This window comes from Mucilaginibacter sp. NFR10 (genome assembly GCF_900100445.1).
Classification (GTDB): Bacteria; Bacteroidota; Bacteroidia; order Sphingobacteriales; family Sphingobacteriaceae; genus Mucilaginibacter; species Mucilaginibacter rubeus.
Window position 1 is genome coordinate 1 of record NZ_FMTV01000002.1, and the last position, 22,337, is coordinate 22,337.

Annotated in this window: 19 protein-coding genes; 9 read left to right on the plus strand and 10 right to left on the minus strand. The window is 42.8% G+C overall.

Going from position 1 to position 22,337, the window contains the following annotated elements; genetic code table 11:
• Positions 1-245 (plus strand): integrase core domain-containing protein (locus BLP33_RS07790; protein ID WP_139159956.1); only part of this gene is annotated, 245 nt, incomplete at its 5' end.
• Positions 246-447: 202 nt separating this feature from the next.
• Here the strand turns inward: BLP33_RS07790 and BLP33_RS07795 are convergent.
• The 8 genes from BLP33_RS07795 to BLP33_RS07825 all read right to left on the minus strand — a co-directional run bounded on the left by BLP33_RS07795 (position 448) and on the right by BLP33_RS07825 (position 8,283).
• Entirely contained in the window at positions 448-816 is a 369-nt protein-coding gene (locus BLP33_RS07795; RefSeq protein ID WP_090526274.1) for a hypothetical protein, read from the minus strand.
• A gap of 194 nt (positions 817-1,010) precedes the next feature.
• Positions 1,011-1,181 carry a hypothetical protein gene (locus BLP33_RS27415; RefSeq protein ID WP_175489969.1) on the minus strand — a complete coding sequence of 57 codons (171 nt, stop codon included), beginning with the start codon at positions 1,179-1,181 and terminating at the stop codon, positions 1,011-1,013.
• A 10-nt stretch (positions 1,182-1,191) separates the two neighbouring features.
• Positions 1,192-1,695, minus strand: a complete 504-nt coding sequence (locus BLP33_RS07800) for a hypothetical protein (protein WP_090526277.1) — start codon at positions 1,693-1,695, stop codon at positions 1,192-1,194.
• A 130-nt stretch (positions 1,696-1,825) separates the two neighbouring features.
• Complete coding sequence (locus tag BLP33_RS07805; protein ID WP_090526279.1) at positions 1,826-3,826, minus strand: AlbA family DNA-binding domain-containing protein; 2,001 nt, start codon at positions 3,824-3,826, stop codon at positions 1,826-1,828.
• A 148-nt stretch (positions 3,827-3,974) separates the two neighbouring features.
• Positions 3,975-4,877 carry a ribose-phosphate diphosphokinase gene (locus BLP33_RS07810; RefSeq protein WP_090526281.1) on the minus strand — a complete coding sequence of 301 codons (903 nt, stop codon included), beginning with the start codon at positions 4,875-4,877 and terminating at the stop codon, positions 3,975-3,977.
• 56 nt (positions 4,878-4,933) lie between these two features.
• On the minus strand, positions 4,934-6,352 hold the full coding sequence (locus BLP33_RS07815; RefSeq protein WP_090526283.1) for a nicotinate phosphoribosyltransferase: 1,419 nt from the start codon (positions 6,350-6,352) through the stop codon (positions 4,934-4,936).
• Between the two features lie 4 nt (positions 6,353-6,356).
• Entirely contained in the window at positions 6,357-7,253 is an 897-nt protein-coding gene (locus BLP33_RS07820; protein ID WP_090526285.1) for an NUDIX domain-containing protein, read from the minus strand.
• 343 nt (positions 7,254-7,596) lie between these two features.
• Positions 7,597-8,283: an NUDIX hydrolase gene (locus BLP33_RS07825; protein ID WP_090526287.1), complete on the minus strand. Its 687-nt coding sequence runs from the start codon at positions 8,281-8,283 to the stop codon at positions 7,597-7,599.
• A 171-nt stretch (positions 8,284-8,454) separates the two neighbouring features.
• Here BLP33_RS07825 and BLP33_RS07830 point away from each other — a divergent pair, with 171 nt between their 5' ends.
• From BLP33_RS07830 to BLP33_RS07865, 8 genes are all read left to right on the plus strand, one after another.
• Positions 8,455-9,084 (plus strand): RNA polymerase sigma-70 factor, encoded by a 630-nt coding sequence (locus BLP33_RS07830; protein WP_090526289.1) that lies wholly within the window; start codon positions 8,455-8,457, stop codon positions 9,082-9,084.
• Positions 9,085-9,151: 67 nt separating this feature from the next.
• Positions 9,152-10,120: a FecR family protein gene (locus tag BLP33_RS07835; RefSeq protein ID WP_090526291.1), complete on the plus strand. Its 969-nt coding sequence runs from the start codon at positions 9,152-9,154 to the stop codon at positions 10,118-10,120.
• A 257-nt stretch (positions 10,121-10,377) separates the two neighbouring features.
• Positions 10,378-13,740, plus strand: coding sequence for a TonB-dependent receptor (locus BLP33_RS07840; protein ID WP_175489970.1), 3,363 nt, complete (start codon positions 10,378-10,380; stop codon positions 13,738-13,740).
• An 11-nt stretch (positions 13,741-13,751) separates the two neighbouring features.
• Positions 13,752-15,380 (plus strand): RagB/SusD family nutrient uptake outer membrane protein, encoded by a 1,629-nt coding sequence (locus tag BLP33_RS07845; RefSeq protein ID WP_090526295.1) that lies wholly within the window; start codon positions 13,752-13,754, stop codon positions 15,378-15,380.
• 43 nt (positions 15,381-15,423) lie between these two features.
• Positions 15,424-16,560: a SusE domain-containing protein gene (locus BLP33_RS07850; RefSeq protein ID WP_090526297.1), complete on the plus strand. Its 1,137-nt coding sequence runs from the start codon at positions 15,424-15,426 to the stop codon at positions 16,558-16,560.
• A gap of 66 nt (positions 16,561-16,626) precedes the next feature.
• Positions 16,627-17,781: a glycoside hydrolase family 76 protein gene (locus BLP33_RS07855; RefSeq protein ID WP_090526299.1), complete on the plus strand. Its 1,155-nt coding sequence runs from the start codon at positions 16,627-16,629 to the stop codon at positions 17,779-17,781.
• A 97-nt stretch (positions 17,782-17,878) separates the two neighbouring features.
• Positions 17,879-18,946, plus strand: a complete 1,068-nt coding sequence (locus BLP33_RS07860; RefSeq protein ID WP_090526301.1) for a glycoside hydrolase family 76 protein — start codon at positions 17,879-17,881, stop codon at positions 18,944-18,946.
• Between the two features lie 122 nt (positions 18,947-19,068).
• Positions 19,069-19,368: a GIY-YIG nuclease family protein gene (locus tag BLP33_RS07865; RefSeq protein ID WP_090526303.1), complete on the plus strand. Its 300-nt coding sequence runs from the start codon at positions 19,069-19,071 to the stop codon at positions 19,366-19,368.
• Positions 19,369-19,696: 328 nt separating this feature from the next.
• Here the strand turns inward: BLP33_RS07865 and BLP33_RS07870 are convergent, their stop codons facing one another.
• On the minus strand, positions 19,697-21,604 hold the full coding sequence (locus BLP33_RS07870) for a DUF294 nucleotidyltransferase-like domain-containing protein (RefSeq protein WP_090526305.1): 1,908 nt from the start codon (positions 21,602-21,604) through the stop codon (positions 19,697-19,699).
• Entirely contained in the window at positions 21,588-22,292 is a 705-nt protein-coding gene (locus tag BLP33_RS07875; RefSeq protein WP_090526306.1) for a 3'-5' exonuclease, read from the minus strand. Before BLP33_RS07875 ends, BLP33_RS07870 begins: the two co-directional genes overlap by 17 nt.
• Positions 22,293-22,337: the final 45 nt, after the last annotated feature.

A 22,337-nucleotide genomic window follows, 5' to 3' on the forward strand; every position in this document is an offset into this window, starting at 1 on the left:
CATATGAGAATCCTATCGCTGAAAGAATAAATGGTATTCTTAAAACCGAATTTCAGTTAAGCCGGATATTCAAATCACGGCCAGAAGCGCTATTAGCTGTTAAGAGTGCTGTAGAGGCTTATAACAACGTTAGGCCGCATATGAGTTGCAGTAACCTGACACCGGCATACGCCCATCAGAGTACAGAACCGCTTATGAAGCACTGGAAGAATAGAAGAAAGAAAGCACCGTCGCCCGCACAGTAAATCAATAATTACTTTAAAAACAATTATTAACTTAGTACAACAAATAATACTTTAACCCTCCAAAAACTGTAAACCAAAATCCGGACAAGACCAACTGTAAACTTTTTTTAGGACGAGACAGGCAGCCTTAACACGCGTGCGCCAGCGAGGGGTACACGCTATTGCCTGCGCTGCATACCCGCGCCAGTTGGAGTCCTATTCATTAGGAATGGCTAATAGGTCCATTTGAGGTGATATTTCCTTCAGTGTCGTACCAAACTTCTATGCTGCTTTTTTCAGCAAAAGGAACATCAAATTTTTTTCCAGGAGGTACTTCGGCTATCTTTAATAGCGTTGTGGCTTTCTCACTATAACTCTTAATTTGCTGTTCCAATTGGTCTGTTTTCTCTTTAGAGTCATCAATTGCGAACTTATAATCTATTAATCTTTCAATATTTCCTACAGTATCTAAATTTGCTTTAGAGGGAGGATTTTCAAGGAGCTTGCGGGTTCTTGATTTTTCTGCAGCTAAATTTTCTTTTAACTCATGCAGGATCAGACATAATTCTTTTAATGATTCACGGTTCTTCATTTTGTTTTTGTTCTAAATCTCTTCTATAAACTGTTCTTCCTTATACTCGCGCCAGTTGGAGGGGTAATTTTTAAGTGTCTTCCCTTCTTTGTTTATTGCATTGTAAAACTATGTCAGGACGAGATAGGGGCGCTGCGGAAATTGGTCGCAAGTGTCCGAAGCACTTTTAATGCTTCGAACACTTGAAAGAACAATTATTTTTTATCACCGCCACCAGGTTTTGGCTTGGGTTCGGGTGGATTCAAACTTGATGTCGGTAATCTGTTCTCTTGTAGTTTTTCCGAACGCTGATGTTCTACATAGCCTCCAGATTTCGGTTGTGGTTGCGGTTGCTGTTTAGGCAGAGATTTGTCTTTGTTACTCATAATTTTAGTTTTAAGAATCTATATCATAATTTATTTTAAGATAAGAAGCAAGCTTTTTATCAGCAAGTACCTCCATTTTCTTTGACGTTTTAAAAAGTAAGTCATCCGAGAAATTTAAAGTTTTGTTAATTTCTCTTTTTAAATTCATATAATCTCTTTCGATAGTCTTCATTTCTTTTTCATCAGCCGAGCCTTTTTTCGCAAAAAGAAACTCCAGCTCAGTAACGATAATGTCTACTTTTGAACATTTCGAATTAAATTCACGAATATATTTTGTATATGGAAAATAAGGCTTAATTACTGTGGCTATTTGAGAAGCAATAATTATGGAACTCCAGACAATAGGAAATTGTTTCCACACTGCCCAGGCTCCTACGCTTGAAGATGACGCCAAAACAATTAATAAATTAATTCTTCTATTATAATTTTGATATTTTTCAACTAACAAGTTTAAGACAATACTATTGTGTTTAAGTTGCCAAAGTGTTGGCCATAGTTGATCCAGTATTGCCATGTCTTATCGTCTTTGAATAATCTTTTATTTGCACCAATACGAGTGCTTTCGCAGGAGAGTTCTTAACTCTGTAAATTGCTTACTATACTTCGTCTGAAGGCGACATAAATGAAGCTTTTAGAGCAGATACCTAAAATATTTCAGAATATACATCCTTTGTCACATTTGGATCTAATCCCCATCTATAAGCCATGTGAACTTCCCAATCATAGCCAAAATCTTCAAATTTGGGAGCTAAATATCTATTGATTTCAAAATCTTTTCTATCAATAAAGCCATCATCTTGTTTTTTAGTGGCGGTAATAAAATTTATTTTATATAAGAATGCTGCTAATTGTTTTGCATCGGCAATGCCCCCATTTGAGAATTTGAAGTCTCCTCGTTCAATAAGTTTGTTTAATTTTAAAAGTAATGAAGGTGTATCGTAATAAAAGCTGTCAGATGCCTTATTACTTCTTTTACTTGGTTTCATGCCAAAAATAAGTCGTTCAATAGCGGGAAGTTCGGACTTATATTCGTTTATTGCATCTTGTATTCGATCAAGTGAATACTCATCAAAAATTGCTTGAAGATCTTTTGTAAGTATAAAATTTGAACCTCTTGAGTTTGCATTTCTGGCAGCAAGAGTTAATAACTTAACCAAATCTCTTGGTCTTTTTCTTATTACCGAAAGTAAAACTTTGTACATCTCCCTATTTTCCCATCTTCCTTCACCAGCAAAAACAGGTTCAATTATTTTGTTAAGATATTTTGATAATTCCCCTTGGTGCAAAGCTTTAAGAGAATTTTCATCTATTTCATCACCAAAAAAAGTAATTACTCTTTTTGCAAGTAACGCAAGTATTTCGTGATAGCTCCATCGATACCATATTACAGAACTCTGAATTTTATCTGTACTTTCGTCTGAAGTTCTAACTAAAAAGTAGACATCGGATCTGAGAGATATTCTAAAGTAAATTCCTTTGTTCGTGTTGCTAATATCCCGCACTGAATTTAATAGAGCTGATATCCTATTAGTTGCAGATTTGCCACCTAACCAACCCCTATCTAAGTCATCGATGTAGACAATTATTTTGGGGGTTTCTAAAAACTTATCTAAAATTGATTGACTTGCGGAGGATAAAGTTCCCTCATCTAAAGCTAAATTTAAATGTTCTATTATTACAGAAAGTAGTTCTTCTTGTATATCGTCATATTTGAACTCAATTTTTTTGCGAATTCCAAAAGCAGCAAAAACTTTCTTAATAATTACATTGTACAGCCCTTCTTTCCAAGTTCTAATTAAATCTAAAAATTCGACAGAGTCGTTAGCTATATTGTAAACATCATCGGGTTTAATGATGATTGGCAATTTACCTTTTAAACTATCTTCAGAAATTGCTACTTTGAAAAGTGCAGATTTTCCAATCCCCTTATGACCAACGAGAATCCTAAGAGGCAAGTCGACAGAGATTTTACTAAAAATATCATTTTTGAAGTAATATTCTTTTAAACGATCAATATCTTCGTCCTCGGCAGCTTCATTTCCAAATAGACGCTGAATAGTTTCTTCATCAAATTCAAAAGTCTTTGCTGAACTTTTAACCGAAGATTTACCAATAGCGGGTTTAATATTTATGTTTTTGGGTAATGCATCCAGCCAAGCTTTAATTCTTATAATTTCATCATAATTTGCTTTTTCATTACTACTTACCCTTCGTATATATACTTGATTTCGCTCCAATAGATTGCCTATGCTAACCGTGGATACGCAAGGGGATGGATACCAAGCAACCGGAATCTCAACAATATCAAATCGTTTTCCCTCATTATTGTAGAAAGGGTAATAGGAAAATTTAGGTACAGGCGAAGATTTATCTTTGATTTTAGACTGGATAATGGAATTATCAATTGCCTCACTTTCATCTATACCTATTGGAATCCCTTTCCCCGATATTTCTTTAACTCCAATTAATATATATGCACTCTGATCTCTTACGGTGTTGGTGAAAGAAATAATATCTTTAAGTAATTCAGCGTCTTTATCCTTTTTGTTATTTGATAATAGGTTGTAAAAGTAAGAATGCTCCTTAAAGTCAACTGTTTCGTTTTCTCCATTACTGAGTAATTCGTCAAATAGTTCTTGTGTCATTAGGTTTGTGGTTTATCAAATATAAAATTATTATATATCGGAGAACAATATGAATTGTTTTTTTTTGATATTGTAAAAAGGGACGATATTAATTATTTAATAAGCATACTTTCGTCGGTGTAAGCTCAGTTTTAATTAATTATTTCCCTCACCCACAAATCAACCCCGCCACAGTCCTCACTTCAACAAAATCATCTCCTTCCAAATCCTTACAGTTCACATGCGTATCGGTACAAATGAGTTTCTTAATAGCCCCGCAGGCTTTTAACTTTCCAATGCCATCGTTCACAAATAAACCATGTGTGGTGATCACATAAATATCCCCGGCACCGGCATTTTTGTAAGTCATCGCGGCGTTTACGATGCTGCCGCCCGAGCGGATCATATCGTCATAGATAATGACCGTTTTTCCAGCTACGTCGGCATTGATAGCGCTTACTTCGGTGTGATCGCCTTTGAGGCGGCGTTTGAGAATGAAGGCGGCATTTACGCCCATGTCGTTAGCTAATGACTCAACCCATTTGGCACGACCAGCATCGGTGCTGGCCATTACAAAATTATCGCCGCCATAACGGGTAGCCGCTTCAATTACAATATCCTTACAGTACACGTGTACGGGGTACAGGTCCTGCTCAAAGTAGTACTGGATGCCTTCGCTATGCAGATCGAACAGCATCACTTTATTGCCCCGGTTTGATTTGGGGATTGCCGAAAGCAGGCGGGCGCGGGTTTTGGCGGTCACAATTTCGCCGGGTTTTACGGCGCGTTCCATGGTGCTGTAACCAAAGTAGGGGATCACCAGCGTAAGCGAATCGGCACCATAACTTACCAGCGACGAAGCAAGGTCGTACAGTTCAAGCGTGGCGCTGTCGCTGACGGTGCCGCCTATCAGCAGCACTTCGCGGCCTTCTACGTTGGATAGGATACGCTGGTAACGCTCGCCATCGGTAAAGTGACTTACTTCAATTTCTCCGCGTTCGCAATGGCCAAGGGCAAGCACTTTTTCGGAAAGGTATTCATATCCGGTTATGGCAAAAAGTAGTTTCTTCATTATATAAGAGCTTAAAGCAGAAGGCCTAACGCATAAAGCTTTTTTGTTAATGTGATTTATTGGTTCTGTAAGGTATCTATTACCTGTTCAAAGGTAAAATCTTTCATGATATGGCCGTTCTCAAAAACGGTTTGGAGTTGGTCGGCCAGTTCGGGGTGCTCATCCTGCTGAATGGTTTTGTAGCCTTCGGCAGTTTTTACCAGTTTGAGCCTGCCGCCTTTGCTCTTTTTAAAGCTGGTGGTAATGTTGCCACGGGCGTCCATTTCGGCCGGACTTTTCTCAACATCTACCTCTTTGCCGTTGATAACAGCGCTGCTACATTTCAGGGCGAACTTTTGGGTATCACGGTCGACTTTTTGCAGTAATGCGCCGCCCATGCCCAGCACCAGGTTTTCGGCGCTGATGCCGTTTTCTTTAAGGGCTTTGTAAATCACGCCGATCTCGGTATAATTAACCCCGTCGCCCTGGATCACCCTAACCTGCGGAGGCAGTACTTTATAGCCCTTGGCATTGGTGGTAAAGCCGAACTTATCGAACAGGATGTTAAAGATCTCCAATAAGGTCATGACCGGGTCGCCGCTATCGGGGCGGATCACCAGGGTGCCGTCGCGTTTCAGGATCTCCTGTTTCAAATCCTCGCCCCAGTACTCGCTGCAGGCACGGAAAATATTATAGCTATCGCTTACACAGGCAATGACGCCGGTAGGGAAGCTGCGCAGCACATGCTTAAACACTTCCAGTTCGCCTTGCTGCCCAAGCAGGGTACAAATGCTGTGCTCCGTAGCCGGAATGCTGAGGCCGTAAACCTTCTCTGCATGGTAATATTTAATAGCCATGCCTGAGCCTGCCAGGTTATCGCTGCCTGCAAAGCTAAGCAGGTGGGCGGCTCCACCTATTTTCGCGCTCTCCACGCTGCTCACCCCGCGGAAACCGAAGTCATTCAACACAAAGGCAATTCCACCAAAAGCTTCGGGTGTGGCGGTTTCTTCATAGTATTGGGTAACTACTTTTTTAACCTCGTGGCTCAGCGTAGCTACGGTGCAGGGGTACCAAACCTGCATCAACAGGGTTTCGAGGAAGTTGGTGAGCCAGTAACATTCAGGATCAGTATTTTCAATGGTCATGAGCACGTTACCGGTGGGTACGCTGGTGCCTTCGGGTACAGCTTTGATGCGTACCGGCAGGTGACCGTTGTATTTATCCAATATGTATTGAAACTTGCTGCAATCAAACACATCATTGCGCCCGAAAACCTGTTTTAGAAATTCATCGGCTTCGTCCAGGTCAACCTGGTTAAAGGCCGGTCCCTGCAGGTATTCCTTCAAAAAATATTGCAGGCCGAAAAAAACGGTTTCGTTGAACATGCCCCCACGGCTTTCCAGGTAACTATAAATATTGGTGGTGCCGGGGTAGTAAAATTTATGGTGGGCGTATTTATAAGCGTCGGCTAAGAGGATCAGATTTTCCTTTTTCATGGCTTTAATTTTTAAAGTATTTGCCGGTGATGAAATTAAACAATTCAATGTGTTCTTCGCTTATGGCGCCATCTTTTATCATCAATGGCAGGTCGGTAAGTTTAAACCAGGCCAGGTCGGCAATATCATCCTTGGCCTTTGGTTCTCCTTCAATAAAGTCGCAGCTAAACAGCAGGGTAATGATTTTATCGGCTTCACTGCGGTAGCGCCAGTCGTTTATTTTGGCCGATGTTTCGTACTGCATGGCGGTGGTTTGCATTTCGCCGCACTCTTCGGTAAGCTCGCGTTTGGCAGCATCTTCATAACAGGCATCTTCCGGGTCGGAAAAACCGCCCACAAAACGCCATTTATTGTTGATGGCTTTTTTGCCTAAGAGGATCTCGCTGCGGTTATTCCTGAACAGGGCTACATCCACCGTAGGGTACACCTTTGGATATTGGTTATAGTAAGCGTACAGGATGCCGGCGCGGAAATCATTTGAGTCAAAAACCTTATCGGCGTATTGTTTGCGCAATTCGGTGGCGTTGTAGTCGCCATGCTCGGACAGTTCGATGGTTTCAAATTTACCGCTATAGTAGGGAATGAAGCTATCGCGACTGCCGTACAAACAAAACTGCTCGGCATTGAAAACACTTTTCAGCAGGTTGTCCAGGTTATCTGACCATATTTTATCGCTCGGATTATCGCTGATGGGCAGCACCACAATTTCAGGATAATCTTTTTTAATCATTTTTTCACGCGTGTAATAGTCGTAAGGGTTTTTGCGGCTGCCTTTTATGGGGCTAACGCCCAGTAATATAATTAGTTTGGCATGGTTTTGCTTAACTTGTGCTATCAATTCCCTGTGACCCTCATGCAGGTATGGCGTTTGAAAGCGTGCTATAATTACTCCTGTTTTCATTTCTAATTTGCGTTAATTATACACAAATATAAATATGTGTTTTTAATACGCAAATTATTTTTTTATTTTTTTAGAGCATTTTATAATGCTGGTAAAATAAACAGGTCATGCTGAACTTGTTTCAGCACCCCACAAGCCGAGGCGCAAGCATAGCGGAGACTTAGCATGTGAGATCCCGAAATAAATTCGGGACGACGGATGTGGGCATGTTGAACTTATTTCAGCACGCCATAAGCCGAGGCGCAAGCATAGCGGTGACTTAGCATGTTGGATCCCGAAATAAATTCGGGACGATGGAAAAGTTAAAAGTCTCCTCAACCGGGGGAGATTTAGAGGGGGCTCGCTATATCTCGAAACTAATGCCCTCTTTCTTCAACTGAAAATACTTTTCCTCGTTAAAGCGGAAAAGGTTACCCGGTCTGCCGGCGCCTTCGAGGGCTTGTTTTTCGGTAGTTTCTTCGAGGAAACCGTATTTGGTGATCTTCTTTTTAAAGTTACGGCGGTCGATAGGACGGTCGAGCACGGCGAGGTAAAGCTTTTCGAGCTCGGAGAAGGGGAATTTTTCTTCAAGCAGCTCAAAGCCCACGGGCTGATAAAGCATTTTGCTTTTAAGGCGTTCGCGCGCTACGCTGATAATGGTAGTATGATCGAACGCCAGGGCGGGAAGCTTTTTGATGTTGAACCAGTTTACATCGCTGGCATCGGTAGCGGCTTTAACAACAAAGGCATCCGGCCGTACAAGGCCATAATAAGTTATGGAGATCACCCGGTTACGCGGGTCGCGCCCCGGCTGGCCAAAGCTGTACAGTTGCTCCAGGTAAGTGATATTTACGCCGGTTTCCTCCCTTAGCTCACGCTGAATAGCTTCCTCTAATGATTCATGGTCACCCACCAGGCCGCCCGGCAGTGCCCAGCTGTTTTTAAAAGGTTCGATATTGCGTTTGATAAGCAGTACGGACAATCCCTCCTTGGAGGTATATCCAAATACTACGGCATCAACGGCAACCTTTATATTTTGGGCGACTGACATAATACAAAGTTAGATATTGAGAAGCGGTAGGGCAAGAGAAAGGCAACTATTCAATCAATTAAAACCGGTGTGCCGAACACTATTTCTTTACGTTTTATTAGTTGATGAGGTAACTGTGTTTAGCGGGAGGAATATTTAAAAGTTTTTTTATTTAAAATTTTTCTTGTAAATATGCCCTACCGATCAGTAAACCGTTTTACCGCCGCTATGCTTCACGATAAGGAATATCAAATGTGGCCCGATGCCCGGTTATTGGAGCAGTTAAGGCTTGATGACCGTAAGGCATTTGAAATTCTGTACCATAAATATTCCTCGAAGTTGTTTTATGCCGCTTATAATCTTTTCAGGGATAAGGATGTTTGTGAAGACCTGGTGCAGGAGTTATTTATTGATCTGTGGACAAAGCGTAACCAGCTAAATATCACTTCGCTTGAGGCTTACCTCAAAGTGGCCATAAGGCACAGGGTATTATTTTATCTGCGCACAAAAAAGGCATCGGTAGATCTCACCGTGATTGAGACACTGGTTGAAAAATATTCAGCTGATAGTAAGTTGTTCCAGGATGATATTGCTCATTTACTGGAAGATGGCGTAGCTCAACTCCCCGAAAAATGCCGGCAGATCTTTACCCTTAGCCGTAAAGAGTATCTCAGCAATAAAGAGATAGCTACCCGGCTAAACATTTCTATTAAAACCGTCGAAAATCAGATCACTATCGCTTTAAGATACCTGCGTACCGGTTTAACCGACTATCTGCCATCGGTAGTGGTGCTGGTATTGCTGCATATGTTTGGCAAATAGAAATAAAAAAATATTTTCAATTGCTTTAGGGGGTACCCCGGTTTATTGCATCCTGCAATTATAAACCATGGCAAAATTCCCTTTCAGAAAAAAACAATCCGGTGCAAATGACAGGCATTTGCAGGAAGAGCTTGTGAATAAGTATTTCGATGAGCTTGATCTCCGCAGCGTACAAAACGAAGCAGGTGATGATGTGGAATTTAACGCCGACGGTTTATACAGCAGGATCAATGCTACTTTAGATAATGCAGAAAAGAAAACTCCCGGCAAATCAAAAAGATGGATGGTTGCAGCCTCGCTGCTTGCCGGTTTATGCATAACGGTAACTGCCGCCTATCATTACCGTTATGCCCTGCTTGATCGTTTAGATCCTATCGCCAGCAAGCAATTAGTTGCTGCTAACGGGCAAACTATAAACTTTACCCTTGCCGATGGTACTAAGATATGGTTAAACGCAGGCAGTAAACTTACCTATCCTGAAACTTTCCGCGGCGAAAAACGTGAGATTAAACTTGAAGGCGAAGCTTTTTTGGATGTGGCGCATGATCCGGCCAAAGCTTTTATTATACATACGGGGCAGGTGAGCACCCATGTATTGGGTACCAGTTTCAATATCAAAGCCTACGCTAACGAAAGCTTTATTAAGGTTGACGTTTTAAGCGGCAAAGTTGGGGTAGTTACTCCGGCCGGTGCAGCAAAAAATACAACCACATTTTTAACCCCCGCCGAGGAGGTTGTTTTTAACAAAGATGGCCTTTCTGTCACCAAAAATAAACAGGTTGATGTGAATGCACTAAGTAGTTGGAAAGACGGCGAACTGGTATTTAAAAACATGGCACTGCCCGAAGTGCTCAACACCATTAACCGCCATTTCAACGTAACCGTAAAGGCCGATGTTAACCTGGCGCGTTGCTCTATTACCGCCAACTTTACCAATGTTTCACTGGAAAATATCATGAAGATCATATCGAAACTGGTGAAGGGAAAAGCTGTGCAAAAGGGCCCGGCTTATCAGCTAAAAGGCAAGGGCTGCTAACATAAAACCAACTAATAAAAGAGATATACCAATTATCAGTTAACCTAAATACAAGCTATGACAACATAAATACATTAAAAAACCCTGCTCAAAAGGGATTTTGACAGGGTTAAACTAAAATGCCGGATTATTAATAAGTGCAGCGTTTAGAGGTCCAATTCAGAACGAAGCACTTGAATTTCAAACACTTTAATTTTCTCAAATCTATGAATATATCTCTATTTTCAAATGGAGTAATTCGTCATGTATTAATATTAATGAAAATTACCTCGCTTGCCTGCTTTGTGGTTTGCCTCATGTGCTTTACGGCCGTGGCAAACAACTCGTTTGGCCAAAAATTTCTGGAGGTATCGGTTACGCTCAAATTAAAAAATGCCAAACTAACCGACGCGCTGGATAAGATCTCGAACCAAAAGCATATCAAATTTGCCTATGCCGATAATGTACTTAAACCAACTTATGTCATAAGCCTTAGGGTTAAAGACAAAAGTATTAAGGAAGTACTTGATCAGGTGTTGACTCCCTTCAACCTCAGCTATAAGATCATCGATGATGTTATCGTTATTGATGAAAAGCCCGAGATTGAAAGCAGCACCGGCGGTATTGAGCAGGGCCCCAGGCAACCCATCAAAGTTAAAGGTAAAGTTACCGACGAAAACAACTTAGTTATACCCGGCGCAAGCGTACGGGTTAAAGGTACAACCATTGGCACCGTAACCGATATTAACGGTAATTACACCATTGATGCGCCCGATGCTGACGCTGTACTGGTGTTTAACTTTATTGGTTATACCACAAAGGAACAGCCCGTAGGTAGCCAAACTACGCTGAACGTGCAGCTGATCCCTGAAAGAACCTCTCTTAACGAGGTGGTAGTTATTGGTTATGGAACTCAAAGGCGCGCCAATGTTATTGGCGCGGTTGACCAGGTCAGCTCGAAGGCTATCGAGACGAAACCATCGGTTAACCTGACACAAGCTTTGCAGGGAACATCCCCAAACCTTATCATCCAGCAAACCAGTTCAGAGCCAGGCGCTTACGCTAATATTAATATACGGGGTATGAGTACCTTGAATGATAATAACCCGTTGGTAGTTATTGATGGTATTACGGGCGGCGATATCAACTTGCTCAACCCTTTAGATATTGAAAGTGTTTCGGTATTGAAGGATGCCGGTTCGGCTGCTATTTATGGTTCACGCTCGGCCAATGGGGTTATTTTGGTTACCACTAAAAAAGGAAAAAATAATTCGCGTACAACGCTTTCATATAATGGGCAGGCTGGCATCCAATCACCGCATGTTGGGTACAAGCCGGTGCATAGTTATGAAAATGCCATTTTGCGTAACGAGGCTGTGGTGAATGCCGGTTTGCAGCCTATTTACAGTCCGCAGCAAATTCGTGACTTTCAGCAGCAAGGCGATCAGCAATGGTTTTTGGATGCAATTTTAAAAGATGCATGGCAGCAAAATCACAACCTGGCTTTAACCGGCGGAAACGCCACTACTACGTTCCTGGTATCGGCCGGGGTTACTGACCAGCGAAGTAACCTGGTTGGTCCCAATTATGGCTTAAGGCGTTACAATTATAGAATGAACCTTACCAGTAATTATGGTAAGCTTAAGTTAACAGGCATACTTGCCTACTCACGTACCGAAATTAAAGAACATTCGTACAGCACCGGTACCCTTATTGTTGATGCTGGTCGTACACCTACTTATTATAAGATCAAAGACGACCAGGGCCGCTACCTTACCAATGATGTGCTTACCGAGTTTAACCCGTTGGGAATACTCGAAAAAGGTGGCTATCGGTTACGCGATAATGATAACATATTTGGAAATCTTAATGCCGAACTTTCCATCACTAAAGACCTGAAGTTAAAAGGTGTATTTGGTGGTACCTTGCTATCAAACCACATGTTTGGCAGGGTAATGCAGGTTAATTTTTATCCGTCGGGTACCTACGGTGCTGATAGAAACACCAACGACGAAAACGACAAAAACCTGTTTACCAATGCACAGTTCCTGGCGCAGTATACTAAAACATTTAATAAATCGCATAATGTTGATGTACTTATTGGTGTTGCTAATGAATCGACCACTAATAAATCAAACAGGCTTTATTTAAAGTATACCGACCCCGAGTTAGGAACCCCAGTTACAGGTACCGTTATCGACCCGGCGTCATCAAACACCAATAATAATACGGTAGAAACCAGTCTTAACTCGTTATTTGGCAGGGCTAACTATTCGTATAAAAACAAGCTCTACGGCGAGTTCGATTTCCGTTTGGATGCTTCATCCAAATTCAATACACAAAATCGTAACGCATTTTTTCCATCGGTTTCGGGCGGTTACAGGTTAACAGAAGAGGCCTTTATGCAAAACTATCGCGATAAATTAGGCGATATTAAGTTAAGGGCCTCATATGGTATTTTGGGAAACCAGAGTGTGCGCGATTATCAGTATCTGCGTACTTATGGGCCCTACCGCAATGGTGATGGAACAATCAATCCCAATCCTTACGGGTTCAATAATTCCGGCGTTGGCGGCATAACTATTGATTTTGCCAATCCAAACCTGCGTTGGGAACGCGCGGCAACGTTTAATGCCGGCGTTGATGCCAATTTCTTTAAAAACAGTTTAAGTGTATCGGTTGATTATTTCAACAAAACGACACGTGATATCCTGTTGCCGCCGGTTGTACCCGGAACTTTCGGCGCCGGGCTGCCAAGTTATAACGCGGGGAAGGTGCAAAACCACGGCTGGGAACTTACGGTTAATTATTATTTGACCACTCAAAACTTTAAGCATTCCTTTAGCTTTAATGTGGGCGATAGTAAAAACAAAGTTTTATACCTTGAAGGCGGCGACCAGTTAAAAACTTACGATGAGATGCAGGTTATTAACCGCGTTGGTCTGCCTATTGGTTCGTATGTGGGTTTAAAACGCGATGGCTATTTTCAAAATCTCCATGATATCCAAACAGGCCCTAAACCAGCCGGCCTAACTGTTTCGCCTGGCGACAATCGTTATGTTGACGTTAACGGCGACGGCATTATTGATGATAACGACAAGTTTGTTTTGGGCAACCCATTCCCACGATTGACTTTCGGTTTTACCTATAATGTTACGTTTAAAGGTTTTGACTTCAACCTGTTTTTACAGGGCGTGGGCAAGCGGAGCATGTTTGTAAGAGGCGAACAGGTTGAGCCCTTCCACGTAAATTATTCGCAGGTTATTTATCAGCACCAGTTAGATTATTGGACTCCTGAAAACCCAGACGCACGTTACCCAAGACTCGCAGCCAGCGGTAGTCAATCAAATGAAAATAATTTCAGGCGGGGGTCAGACATGTATCTGTTTGATGGCAAATACCTGCGGGTGAAAAATGTGCAGTTGGGCTATACCTTACCTGCTACATGGTCAAAGAAGTTGGGTTTGCAGAAACTGCGGGCTTATGTATCCGGTCAAAACGTACTCACTTTTTCAGGTATGAAGTTTATAGATCCTGAATCGACCGAGTTCAACAATAACCTTAGTGCAGGTGGAGCAAACAGCGCGCGCGCTTATCCAACACCAATTTATTATGGTTTTGGCTTAGATGTAACCTTATAATACTATCCATCATGAAAAAAAAATCAACACATAAAATTGCCTTCTTTTTACTGCTTGCCGGGTTGGCACCGGCCTGTAAAAAGCTTGACCTGGCACCGGTAAACAAATTTACCGATAACAACTTCTGGACGACAACTGAAAAGGCCGGTAGTGTACTTAATACGGCCTACACTCAAATGTATAACAACGACTATTTCTTTTATAATGAAGGAGCGTCGGATAATGCATACAATGGCCGTGGTGACAACCAGGGTGTGGCCTCGCTTGCCGCGGGCACATATGATCCGTCGTTAGGGCGTATCAAACAGGAGTGGGGGTTCCACTACAGCGGCATAAAAACCTGTAATATTTTTTTGGAGAATGTTGATAAGGTTACCGCTATGGATGCAACGCTGAAAGCCCGTATGAAGGCTGAAGCAAGGTTTATTCGTGCTTTTCATTATTTTATGCTGGAGACCTGGTGGGGGGATGTGCCTTTATTTGATCACGATATTACAATTGAAGAATCAAAAACAGTTGCACGTACGCCGAAGGCGCAGGTAGTGGATTTTGTTTTAAAAGAACTTGATGCAGCGGCTGCCGATTTGCCGGTGAACACCGCCTATAAAGAATCCGACAGAGGGCGCATCACTAAAGGCGCTGCCATTGCCCTTAAAGCAAGGGTGTTGTTATATGAAAACCGCTGGCAGGAAGTTGCTGCTACCTGCGAAAAGCTGATGAACGATAATAGTAATGGTACATACAGCTTGTTCCCCTCATATGAAGGTGTGTTTTTGCCGCAAAACGAATATAACAGCGAGGTAATGCTTGACCTGGAATATGTGCCTATTGTGCGTACCTACAGCAACTTTTTTGATATGGCCCCGCTGGCTGTGGGCGCGCGTTTGAATGCACTTGCGCCAACCCAGGAACTGGTGGACAGTTACCTGATGGATAACGGAAAAAAAATATCTGATGCAGGTTCGGGCTACGACGAAAACAATCCGTACGTTCACCGCGATCCACGTCTAACCAATACTATTGTTTACAATGGCTATCAATGGAAAAAACCTGATAACACAACACAGGTTATATATACCAAACCGGGCGATGATCCTGCTCCTACCAAGCTTGATGAATATGCTCCCGGAAAGGTAAGTTCGCCGACTGGCTACTATATCCGTAAGTATTACGATCCTACATCTGCCACCAATTTTCAGTCGGGTTTAAACTTAATATTAATCCGCTATGCCGATGTGTTGCTGATGTATGCCGAAGCTAAAAATGAGCTTGGCCAGCTGGATGCCGGTGTTTGGGATAAAACAATCAAAGCCTTACGCGCCCGCGCCGGTTTTACCGATGCGCCTGCACTTAACTTCAGTGCAACCGGACAGGCAGATTTACGGAACATTGTACGTAACGAGCGCCGTGTAGAACTGGCTATGGAAGGCCTGCGGGTGTTTGATATCCGTCGTTGGCATACTGCCGAAACCGTACTGAACGGTTGGGCGCACGGAGCCAAATTTGGTCCGGCATCGGTTGATAATGGCTACATCAGGGCCAACCTGCGCACATTTGACAAAGGTAAAAACTACCTCTGGCCAATCCCTCGCGATGAGCGCGCTGTTGACCCTAACCTAACTCAAAACCCGGGCTGGTAAATCATTAATTATTTATAAAAAGACATTATAATCAATTACGATCATGAAAAATATTACATACTGCCTCATGGCAGGCATCATAGCCATTTTAATGGTAACAGGCTGCAAAAAGGATAAAACCTTACAACATACACAGGTATCGGCAGTAACCAACCTTTTTGCTCCTGCAAATAACAAATTCATCCAGTTAGAGCCGGTAACCGGTTCGGCCACATTTGAATGGGCCGAAGCCCATGCCGAAGACAATGGCCTGGTTTTGTACGAGGTTGCTTTTGATAAAGAAGGCGGCGATTTTTCAAAGCCAATTTATACTATTCCTTCAGATGCTAACGGACTCTACAACAAGCTTACCATCTCGTACAAAGACCTGAATAAGGTGGCCGATTTAGCCGGGATCCAACCGCAGGCTACCGGTAAATTGAAATGGACCGTAATGTCGTCGAAAGGTATCAATGTGGTTAAAGCGACTGCATCAAGCATTATTGAAGTGCAGCGTGCTGCGGGTTTTACAGATATTCCTGCTGATCTGTACCTGACAGGTTCGGCAACCGAAGGCGGCGAAGACTTAAGCAAAGCGGTACATTTTAAACAAACTGCAGCGGGTGTTTTTGAGGCCTGGACATCATTAAAAGCAGGTACCTACCATTTTGCCGAACGTAACACAGGCACTCCTGCTACTTACTCTATCGATGGTATTAAGCTGCTGAAAGATGGTAGCACTACCGTAACCGGCGCAACTAAAGTTGAGCGTATCGTAGTTGACTTTACATCTGCATCGGCTACTATAACCGAAGTAACTGAGGTTGGTTTATGGTTTGCGGCAGATAATAAAGTATGGTTCCCGCTCCCTTACAAAGCCGGTGGTAAATGGGAAATAGATAACGCTTCTATTGTATTTCACCAGGAATCATGGGGTAGGGATGAGCGTTACAAGTTCCGCTTTACCTTTAAAGATGCTGCGGGTAACACTTCAACCCAGTTTTATGGCAGCAAAAATTCGGATAACAGTCGCCCGGATGCCAATACAGCCAAATCATTCTGGTACATGGTGCCGGTTAACAACTCGCAATATGATTTCTGCTTTAAGTTTACCGGTGCAGCCGATAATCACAACGCCGATATCGTAGTTGACTTTAGCGCTGATGCTGCTGCTTATACCCACTCTGTTACTGTTAAATAATATTAACCGCCTACCTGCCGCCGTGTTGCCAAAATATGGCGGCAGGTTGACGATAAAAGATATTTTATGAAAAATAAATTGCTCAACATAGCTACTGCTGTCCTTGTAGGCGGCATAGCCATGACTTTTTCATCGTGTTTAAAGGATAAGCCTTTCCCCTTGTACGGCAATAAAGCTTCGGCAAAGGTGCAATATAAGTACGCCGAAACAGCCGATTCATTACAGGAAAAAACATACACAACCTTCATATCGGCAAACGGAAATTATTTTGTGGCGAACAATGCCGGCAGTACCACTTTTAATTACTGGCCTAATGCCCATACCCTTGATATTTTTACCGATGCCTACCTGCGCACCAATAATGATATCTACAAGCAAAGAATGAGCTCGCTTTTAGCCGGAATAAAAACTACTAACGGCGGTCTTTCCAATAATTTTTACGATGATATGGAATGGCTGGATCTGGCTACATTAAGGGCTTACAATGCTACAAAGGATGCCGCTTATCTAACGGCAGCCCACACGCTTTGGACAGATATTCAAACCGGCGAAAACAGCAACCAGGGCGGCGGTATAGCCTGGCGTAAAAATCAGTTGGATTATAAAAATACACCTGCAAATGCTCCGGCCATCATCTTTGCGGCCCGTTTATATGCTTTGGAAAAAAATGAAGCCGACCTCGCGACAGCAAAAAGATTATATACCTGGCTTAAGAAAACCCTGCTTGACCCTTCAGGTATTATCTGGGATGGTATCAACGCCAATGGCGACGGGCAGATCAGCAAGTGGAAGTTTACCTATAACCAGGGTGTGTTTATCGGGGCTGCATTGGAACTTTATCATGTTACCAAAGATGCTGCTTACCTTACCGATGCGGTAAACACAGCTAATGCCACCATTAATGATACAGATATTTCACCCGGCGGCATCCTGAAATCGGAAGGGCAGGGCGACGGTGGTTTATTTAAGGGAATCCTGATCAGGTATCTTACACTGCTGGCGCTTGATCCGGATGTTTCAGAAGCAGACAAAACTAAGTTTATCAGCTTCCTGAAATTTAATGCCGAAACACTATATACGGCAGGTATCGAAAGACCATCGCTCATGATCAGCCCCGACTGGAAAAAGAAACCATCGGGAACAACAGACCTCACTACCCAGTTAAGCGGTGTAATGATGGTTGAAGCTGCAGCAACGCTGAAAGCGGCCGGTAAATTTTAAACAACAGCTTTGTAACAATAAAAGCCATAAAAGTATTCAACCACTTTTATGGCTTATTTTAGCACCTGACTTATACCTGTCTCAAATACAATTATCTATGAAAATTAAACTTATCGCCCTGCTTTGTCTTACCGTAGCTTTTAGTACGAGTGCCCAAACACCTAATTACAAAGAGCGGATAAAGATCATTAACCGAAACATCAACACCTATTTTGCTGATCCGAAGAACGGCCTGTACCTTGAAACCACCGATTCGGCAGAGAATAAGGGCAACCATTCATTTTTATGGCCGCTTTGTGCCCTGGTGCAGGCTGCTAATGAAATGGAAGAGCTGGAACCTTCCAAACAATATCTTAAGCCTGTTATGGTTGCTATCCAGCAATATTATTCGCCTCGTTCACCTGCACCGGCTTACCAGGCCATGGTAGCAAAGGAAAAACAGGATTCGCGTTTTTATGATGATAACGAGTGGGTGGCCATTGCCCTGATGGATGCCTATAACCGTACCCATAATAAACAGTATTTGGAAACCTCTAAAATGATCTACAGGTTTTTGCTAACCGGTTATACCAATGAAGCCGGTGGTGGTTTTTATTGGGAAGAAGGCAACCGGAAAAGTAAAAATACCTGTTCAAATGGTCCGGGGATATTGGTGGCCTTGCAGCTGTACAAAGCAACAGGTCGTAAACAATATTTAGACACAGCTTTACTGGCTTATAACTGGACAAACAAAAACCTGCTGGCGCCATCTGGCTTGTTTTATGATAACATAAAGGTGCCGTCGTTAAAGATCGATTCGGCCATATATACATACAACGCGGGCACCATGCTGCAAGCCAATGTGCTGCTCTATAACATCACCCATGATAAAAAATACCTGACCGAGGCCCGTCGCATAGCCAAAGCTTCCGAACAATATTTTTATCGTAACAACCGGTTGCCGGGCAATTATTGGTTTAATGCAGTTTTACTTCGTGGTTACCAGGAATTATATCGTGTTGACAAAGACAAAAAGCAATTTCGTTTTTTTGTCGACGACGCTAACCGTATATGGCAACAGGAACGGAACGATAAAAACCTGCTCGGCCAGCATCGCATCAAAAGCCTGATAGACCAGGCAGCGATGATAGAGATTTATGCGAGGCTGGAGGAGATGGGGGTGTAACTAACTACTAACTAACCGTCATGCCGAATTTATTTCGGCATCCCACATGCTAAGTATTTAGGCGATAAAGTTTTATTTTTATTAAGAGAATAGAATAATTTAGCATAATTAACTAAATCACAATGCCAGACAAACAAGGTCATGTTTATATCATGACCAATACCTATCGAACTACGTTTTACATCGGGGTAACCAGCGATTTGCGTGCAAGAGTTTGGCAACATATTAATGGAGAAGGTTCATTATTTGTGAAAAAGTATCGCTTGTACGATCTTGTTTATTATGAACATTTTCATAGAATAACAGATGCCATTGATAGGGAAAAACAACTAAAGAATTGGCATAAGGACTGGAAGATCAATTTGATCAAATCTGTTAATGCTGCAATGAAAGACTTGAAGGAAGAATTGGAAATAGAATAATTATAATCTGTCCGCTTAGCACGTGTACTTCTTAGCATGTGGGGTGCCGAAACAAGTTCGGCATGACAATTAAGATGAAGCGTCCGTCATCCCGAACATGTTTCGGGATCCCATGGGACAGGTGGGCGATATGCTTAGCACGTGTACTTCTTAGCATGTGGGGTGCCGAAACAAGTTCGGCATGACAATTAAGATGAAGCGTCCGTCATCCCGAACATGTTTCGGGATCCCATGGGACAGGTGGGCGATATGCTTAGCACGCGTATTTCTTAGCGCGTGGGGTGCCGAAACAAGTTCGGCATGACGGTTAGGAAGATTTATCATCCCCTTACCCAAACAAATTATTAGTAAACTCCATCTTTATCCTTGTTTGAAAGTTATCTATCGTTTTAAAAATCTCCTTTAAGGCTACTTTTTCAATTTTGGTGAGTTTATCAGGGTCGATGTAGTTGTCGGGTTCGGTGCGGTCCCTGATAATTTGGGAGGCCTGGTTGCGGAGGCGCAGGCCCATTAAAAAATAGTACGACTGGATCAGCTCATGAACCTCTTTTTCGTTGAACACACCTTTCTCTTTTAGCGCCTTCAACCGCTCGCCTGTATTAACCTCAAAAATACGGTGGCGCAGGGCGTACATTCGCACCAGGTCGACGATAGGGGTCATTGATTTTTTAATATCGAAAACTTCCTGGCTGCCCTTGGTAAAAGTTTTGATGTTTTTGAAAAAGGTGAGGGGGGGCTCGTACTGCAAAGCATTTTTAGCCATATGGAAAAAGATCTTACCCAAAGGTTTTTGCAATTCCTCGTCCAGAAACTCTTTTAACTCATCCATAATGCCGGCTTCGCCATAGAGGTATCGGCAGTCAAAAAATGTAGAGAACTGAATTACAGTTTCGGGAACAGCTTCGGTCATCCAACTTTCGTAATTGCGTTTCCAATGGGAGAGAGAGTGCGTCCATTTGGGGTTTTGGGCCATATAGCCGCCGGTGCAAAAGCTGAAGCCGATATGATCAAGCTTTTCAGATACCTGCTGGGCAAAGCTCAGGAAATATTCGCGCACTAACTCACGCTGCTCGTTGGCTTTATCTTCGTAAATAATGGCGTTATCCTGGTCGGTTTTAAAGGTTTGTTCTTTACGGCCTTCGCTGCCAAGCACCATGAAAACAAATTTGGCCGGTGGTTGGCCCATTGTTGCAATAACGCTTTCAATCACTTTTATGGCAATGGTATCGGCAATGGTGGTGATCACCTGGTTTACAATTTCGGCGTTTACACCCCGACCAAGCAATTGTGTAACCATTTGCGGTACCGATTCCCATTTGCGTTTAAGTTCCTGTACAGATATGGCCTGTTTTACCGATTGGATAAATACCAATGGTGACTGTGCCTGCTCAGCCAGTAATTTATTCCTGCTGATGCTGCCTACAAATTCATCACCGTTTTTGATGAGCAGGTACCGCGTTTTGGTGCGGAACATCATCAAAATGGCTTCGTAAACATAAGCATTGGTGCTGATGCAAACGATGGGATTATCCATAATGTTGCCAACTGCTTGTGCCGTATCAGCCTGTTTGGAAACCACATTGTCGCGCAGGGTTATATCGGTTACATAGCCTACAATTTTGGCTTGCTCATCGCGGATAAAAATGCAGCTCACCTTGTGTTTAGCCATTAGGCGGGCGGTTTCATAAACAGGGGTACTTTGCGGACAGGAAACTATTTCGCGGTATTCAATACTTTCTATTTTGCGCGAATACAATTGTTCGGAAGCGATATAACTTTCCTCAAAAGTTGCCGGACGTTTATAAAAATGGGCGAACTCATCATCCAGCATTCGCTTACCGAAATCGGCGGTAAAGTATTGAACAAAATCCTCGTACGCTTTGCACAGCGACCGGAAATCCTTGCGGTGCAGGAAAAATACTGTTGTACCTTTTTTGGCGATCACCGTACGGATAGACTGCTTGCGGTTAAGCAACACCGAAATGCCGCCATAGCAATAGCCCGGATGATGGTGCTCCAATAATCGCTTATTTTGCTGGGTGTCGTAAAAGAAGGATTCGTATTCGCCTTCGGCAATGATGTCTACGCCGCGCATTTTGGTTACTTCCTGCTGGTAAATAACCGTGTCTTTGCTATAACGGATCTCCTGCAACTGATCGGCAACCTGTTCAAGTACATCGGCCGGCAGCAGGTTAAACGGGGCTACTTTACTTAAAAATTCAAGACGTTGAACCATATAACCAAAAAGCTATGATGATGATCAAAATTAAAACGATGGCTGCGGGCAAAAGGTATTTTTTTTCGGAGCGGATTTTTTGCAGGTAAACCTCCTGGTGCTCTACGCTCTCTTCGCTAATATCGCCGCGTTTCAGCATCTCAAAAAAGCACTCGGCGGTAGCTTCGGCATCTTCAAGGGCGTTGTGCTGCCTGTCGAAGGTTTTGTTAAACAGCACTTCGTACAATTGGTTTAGCCTTAAATACTTGGTCTGCGGGTTTTGTACCCATTTGGTGGTTGCCAGCATGGTACAAAAGGTTTTTAAATTTTGAAGCGGATTGGTGATGCCTGTACGGTAAAACTCAACGCCTGCAACATTCAGGTCAAGCTCAATAAAATGACCTACTACGAGTGGTTGATATTCAAGCAGATCGTTGGCCAGCATGTTCATTACATCCCTCCGCCATTCACCGTGCTCAACCAAATATTCCTGGGTAAGGCCATGAACAGCATACGCTTTTGGGCTTATGGTGAAGTCATTATCCTTAATATAATGATCTTCGCGCTTTATCTCCTGCATGTCCCTGTTGTATACAATCCATGACACCTGCAGGGCATAGGGCCAGTTGTCGTTATCACAATAGGGAAGGTCCCACTTTTTGGGCAGGCCGGAGGTTTCGGTATCTATGAATAAAAGGTAATCTTGCACATGCTAAATTTATGAATTTATTTGAATGATGGTAAAAGGCAACAA

Bases quoted from the DNA above. Each gene is read 5' to 3' on its own strand.
- BLP33_RS07795 (WP_090526274.1), bottom strand. From the start codon at position 816: ATGAAGAACCGTGAATCATTAAAAGAATTATGTCTGATCCTGCATGAG.
- BLP33_RS27415 (WP_175489969.1), bottom strand. From the start codon at position 1,181: ATGAGTAACAAAGACAAATCTCTGCCTAAACAGCAACCGCAACCACAA.
- BLP33_RS07800 (WP_090526277.1), bottom strand. From the start codon at position 1,695: ATGGCAATACTGGATCAACTATGGCCAACACTTTGGCAACTTAAACAC.
- BLP33_RS07805 (WP_090526279.1), bottom strand. From the start codon at position 3,826: ATGACACAAGAACTATTTGACGAATTACTCAGTAATGGAGAAAACGAA.
- BLP33_RS07810 (WP_090526281.1), bottom strand. From the start codon at position 4,877: ATGAAGAAACTACTTTTTGCCATAACCGGATATGAATACCTTTCCGAA.
- BLP33_RS07815 (WP_090526283.1), bottom strand. From the start codon at position 6,352: ATGAAAAAGGAAAATCTGATCCTCTTAGCCGACGCTTATAAATACGCC.
- BLP33_RS07820 (WP_090526285.1), bottom strand. From the start codon at position 7,253: ATGAAAACAGGAGTAATTATAGCACGCTTTCAAACGCCATACCTGCAT.
- BLP33_RS07825 (WP_090526287.1), bottom strand. From the start codon at position 8,283: ATGTCAGTCGCCCAAAATATAAAGGTTGCCGTTGATGCCGTAGTATTT.
- BLP33_RS07830 (WP_090526289.1), top strand. From the start codon at position 8,455: ATGCCCTACCGATCAGTAAACCGTTTTACCGCCGCTATGCTTCACGAT.
- BLP33_RS07835 (WP_090526291.1), top strand. From the start codon at position 9,152: ATGGCAAAATTCCCTTTCAGAAAAAAACAATCCGGTGCAAATGACAGG.
- BLP33_RS07840 (WP_175489970.1), top strand. From the start codon at position 10,378: ATGAAAATTACCTCGCTTGCCTGCTTTGTGGTTTGCCTCATGTGCTTT.
- BLP33_RS07845 (WP_090526295.1), top strand. From the start codon at position 13,752: ATGAAAAAAAAATCAACACATAAAATTGCCTTCTTTTTACTGCTTGCC.
- BLP33_RS07850 (WP_090526297.1), top strand. From the start codon at position 15,424: ATGAAAAATATTACATACTGCCTCATGGCAGGCATCATAGCCATTTTA.
- BLP33_RS07855 (WP_090526299.1), top strand. From the start codon at position 16,627: ATGAAAAATAAATTGCTCAACATAGCTACTGCTGTCCTTGTAGGCGGC.
- BLP33_RS07860 (WP_090526301.1), top strand. From the start codon at position 17,879: ATGAAAATTAAACTTATCGCCCTGCTTTGTCTTACCGTAGCTTTTAGT.
- BLP33_RS07865 (WP_090526303.1), top strand. From the start codon at position 19,069: ATGCCAGACAAACAAGGTCATGTTTATATCATGACCAATACCTATCGA.
- BLP33_RS07870 (WP_090526305.1), bottom strand. From the start codon at position 21,604: ATGGTTCAACGTCTTGAATTTTTAAGTAAAGTAGCCCCGTTTAACCTG.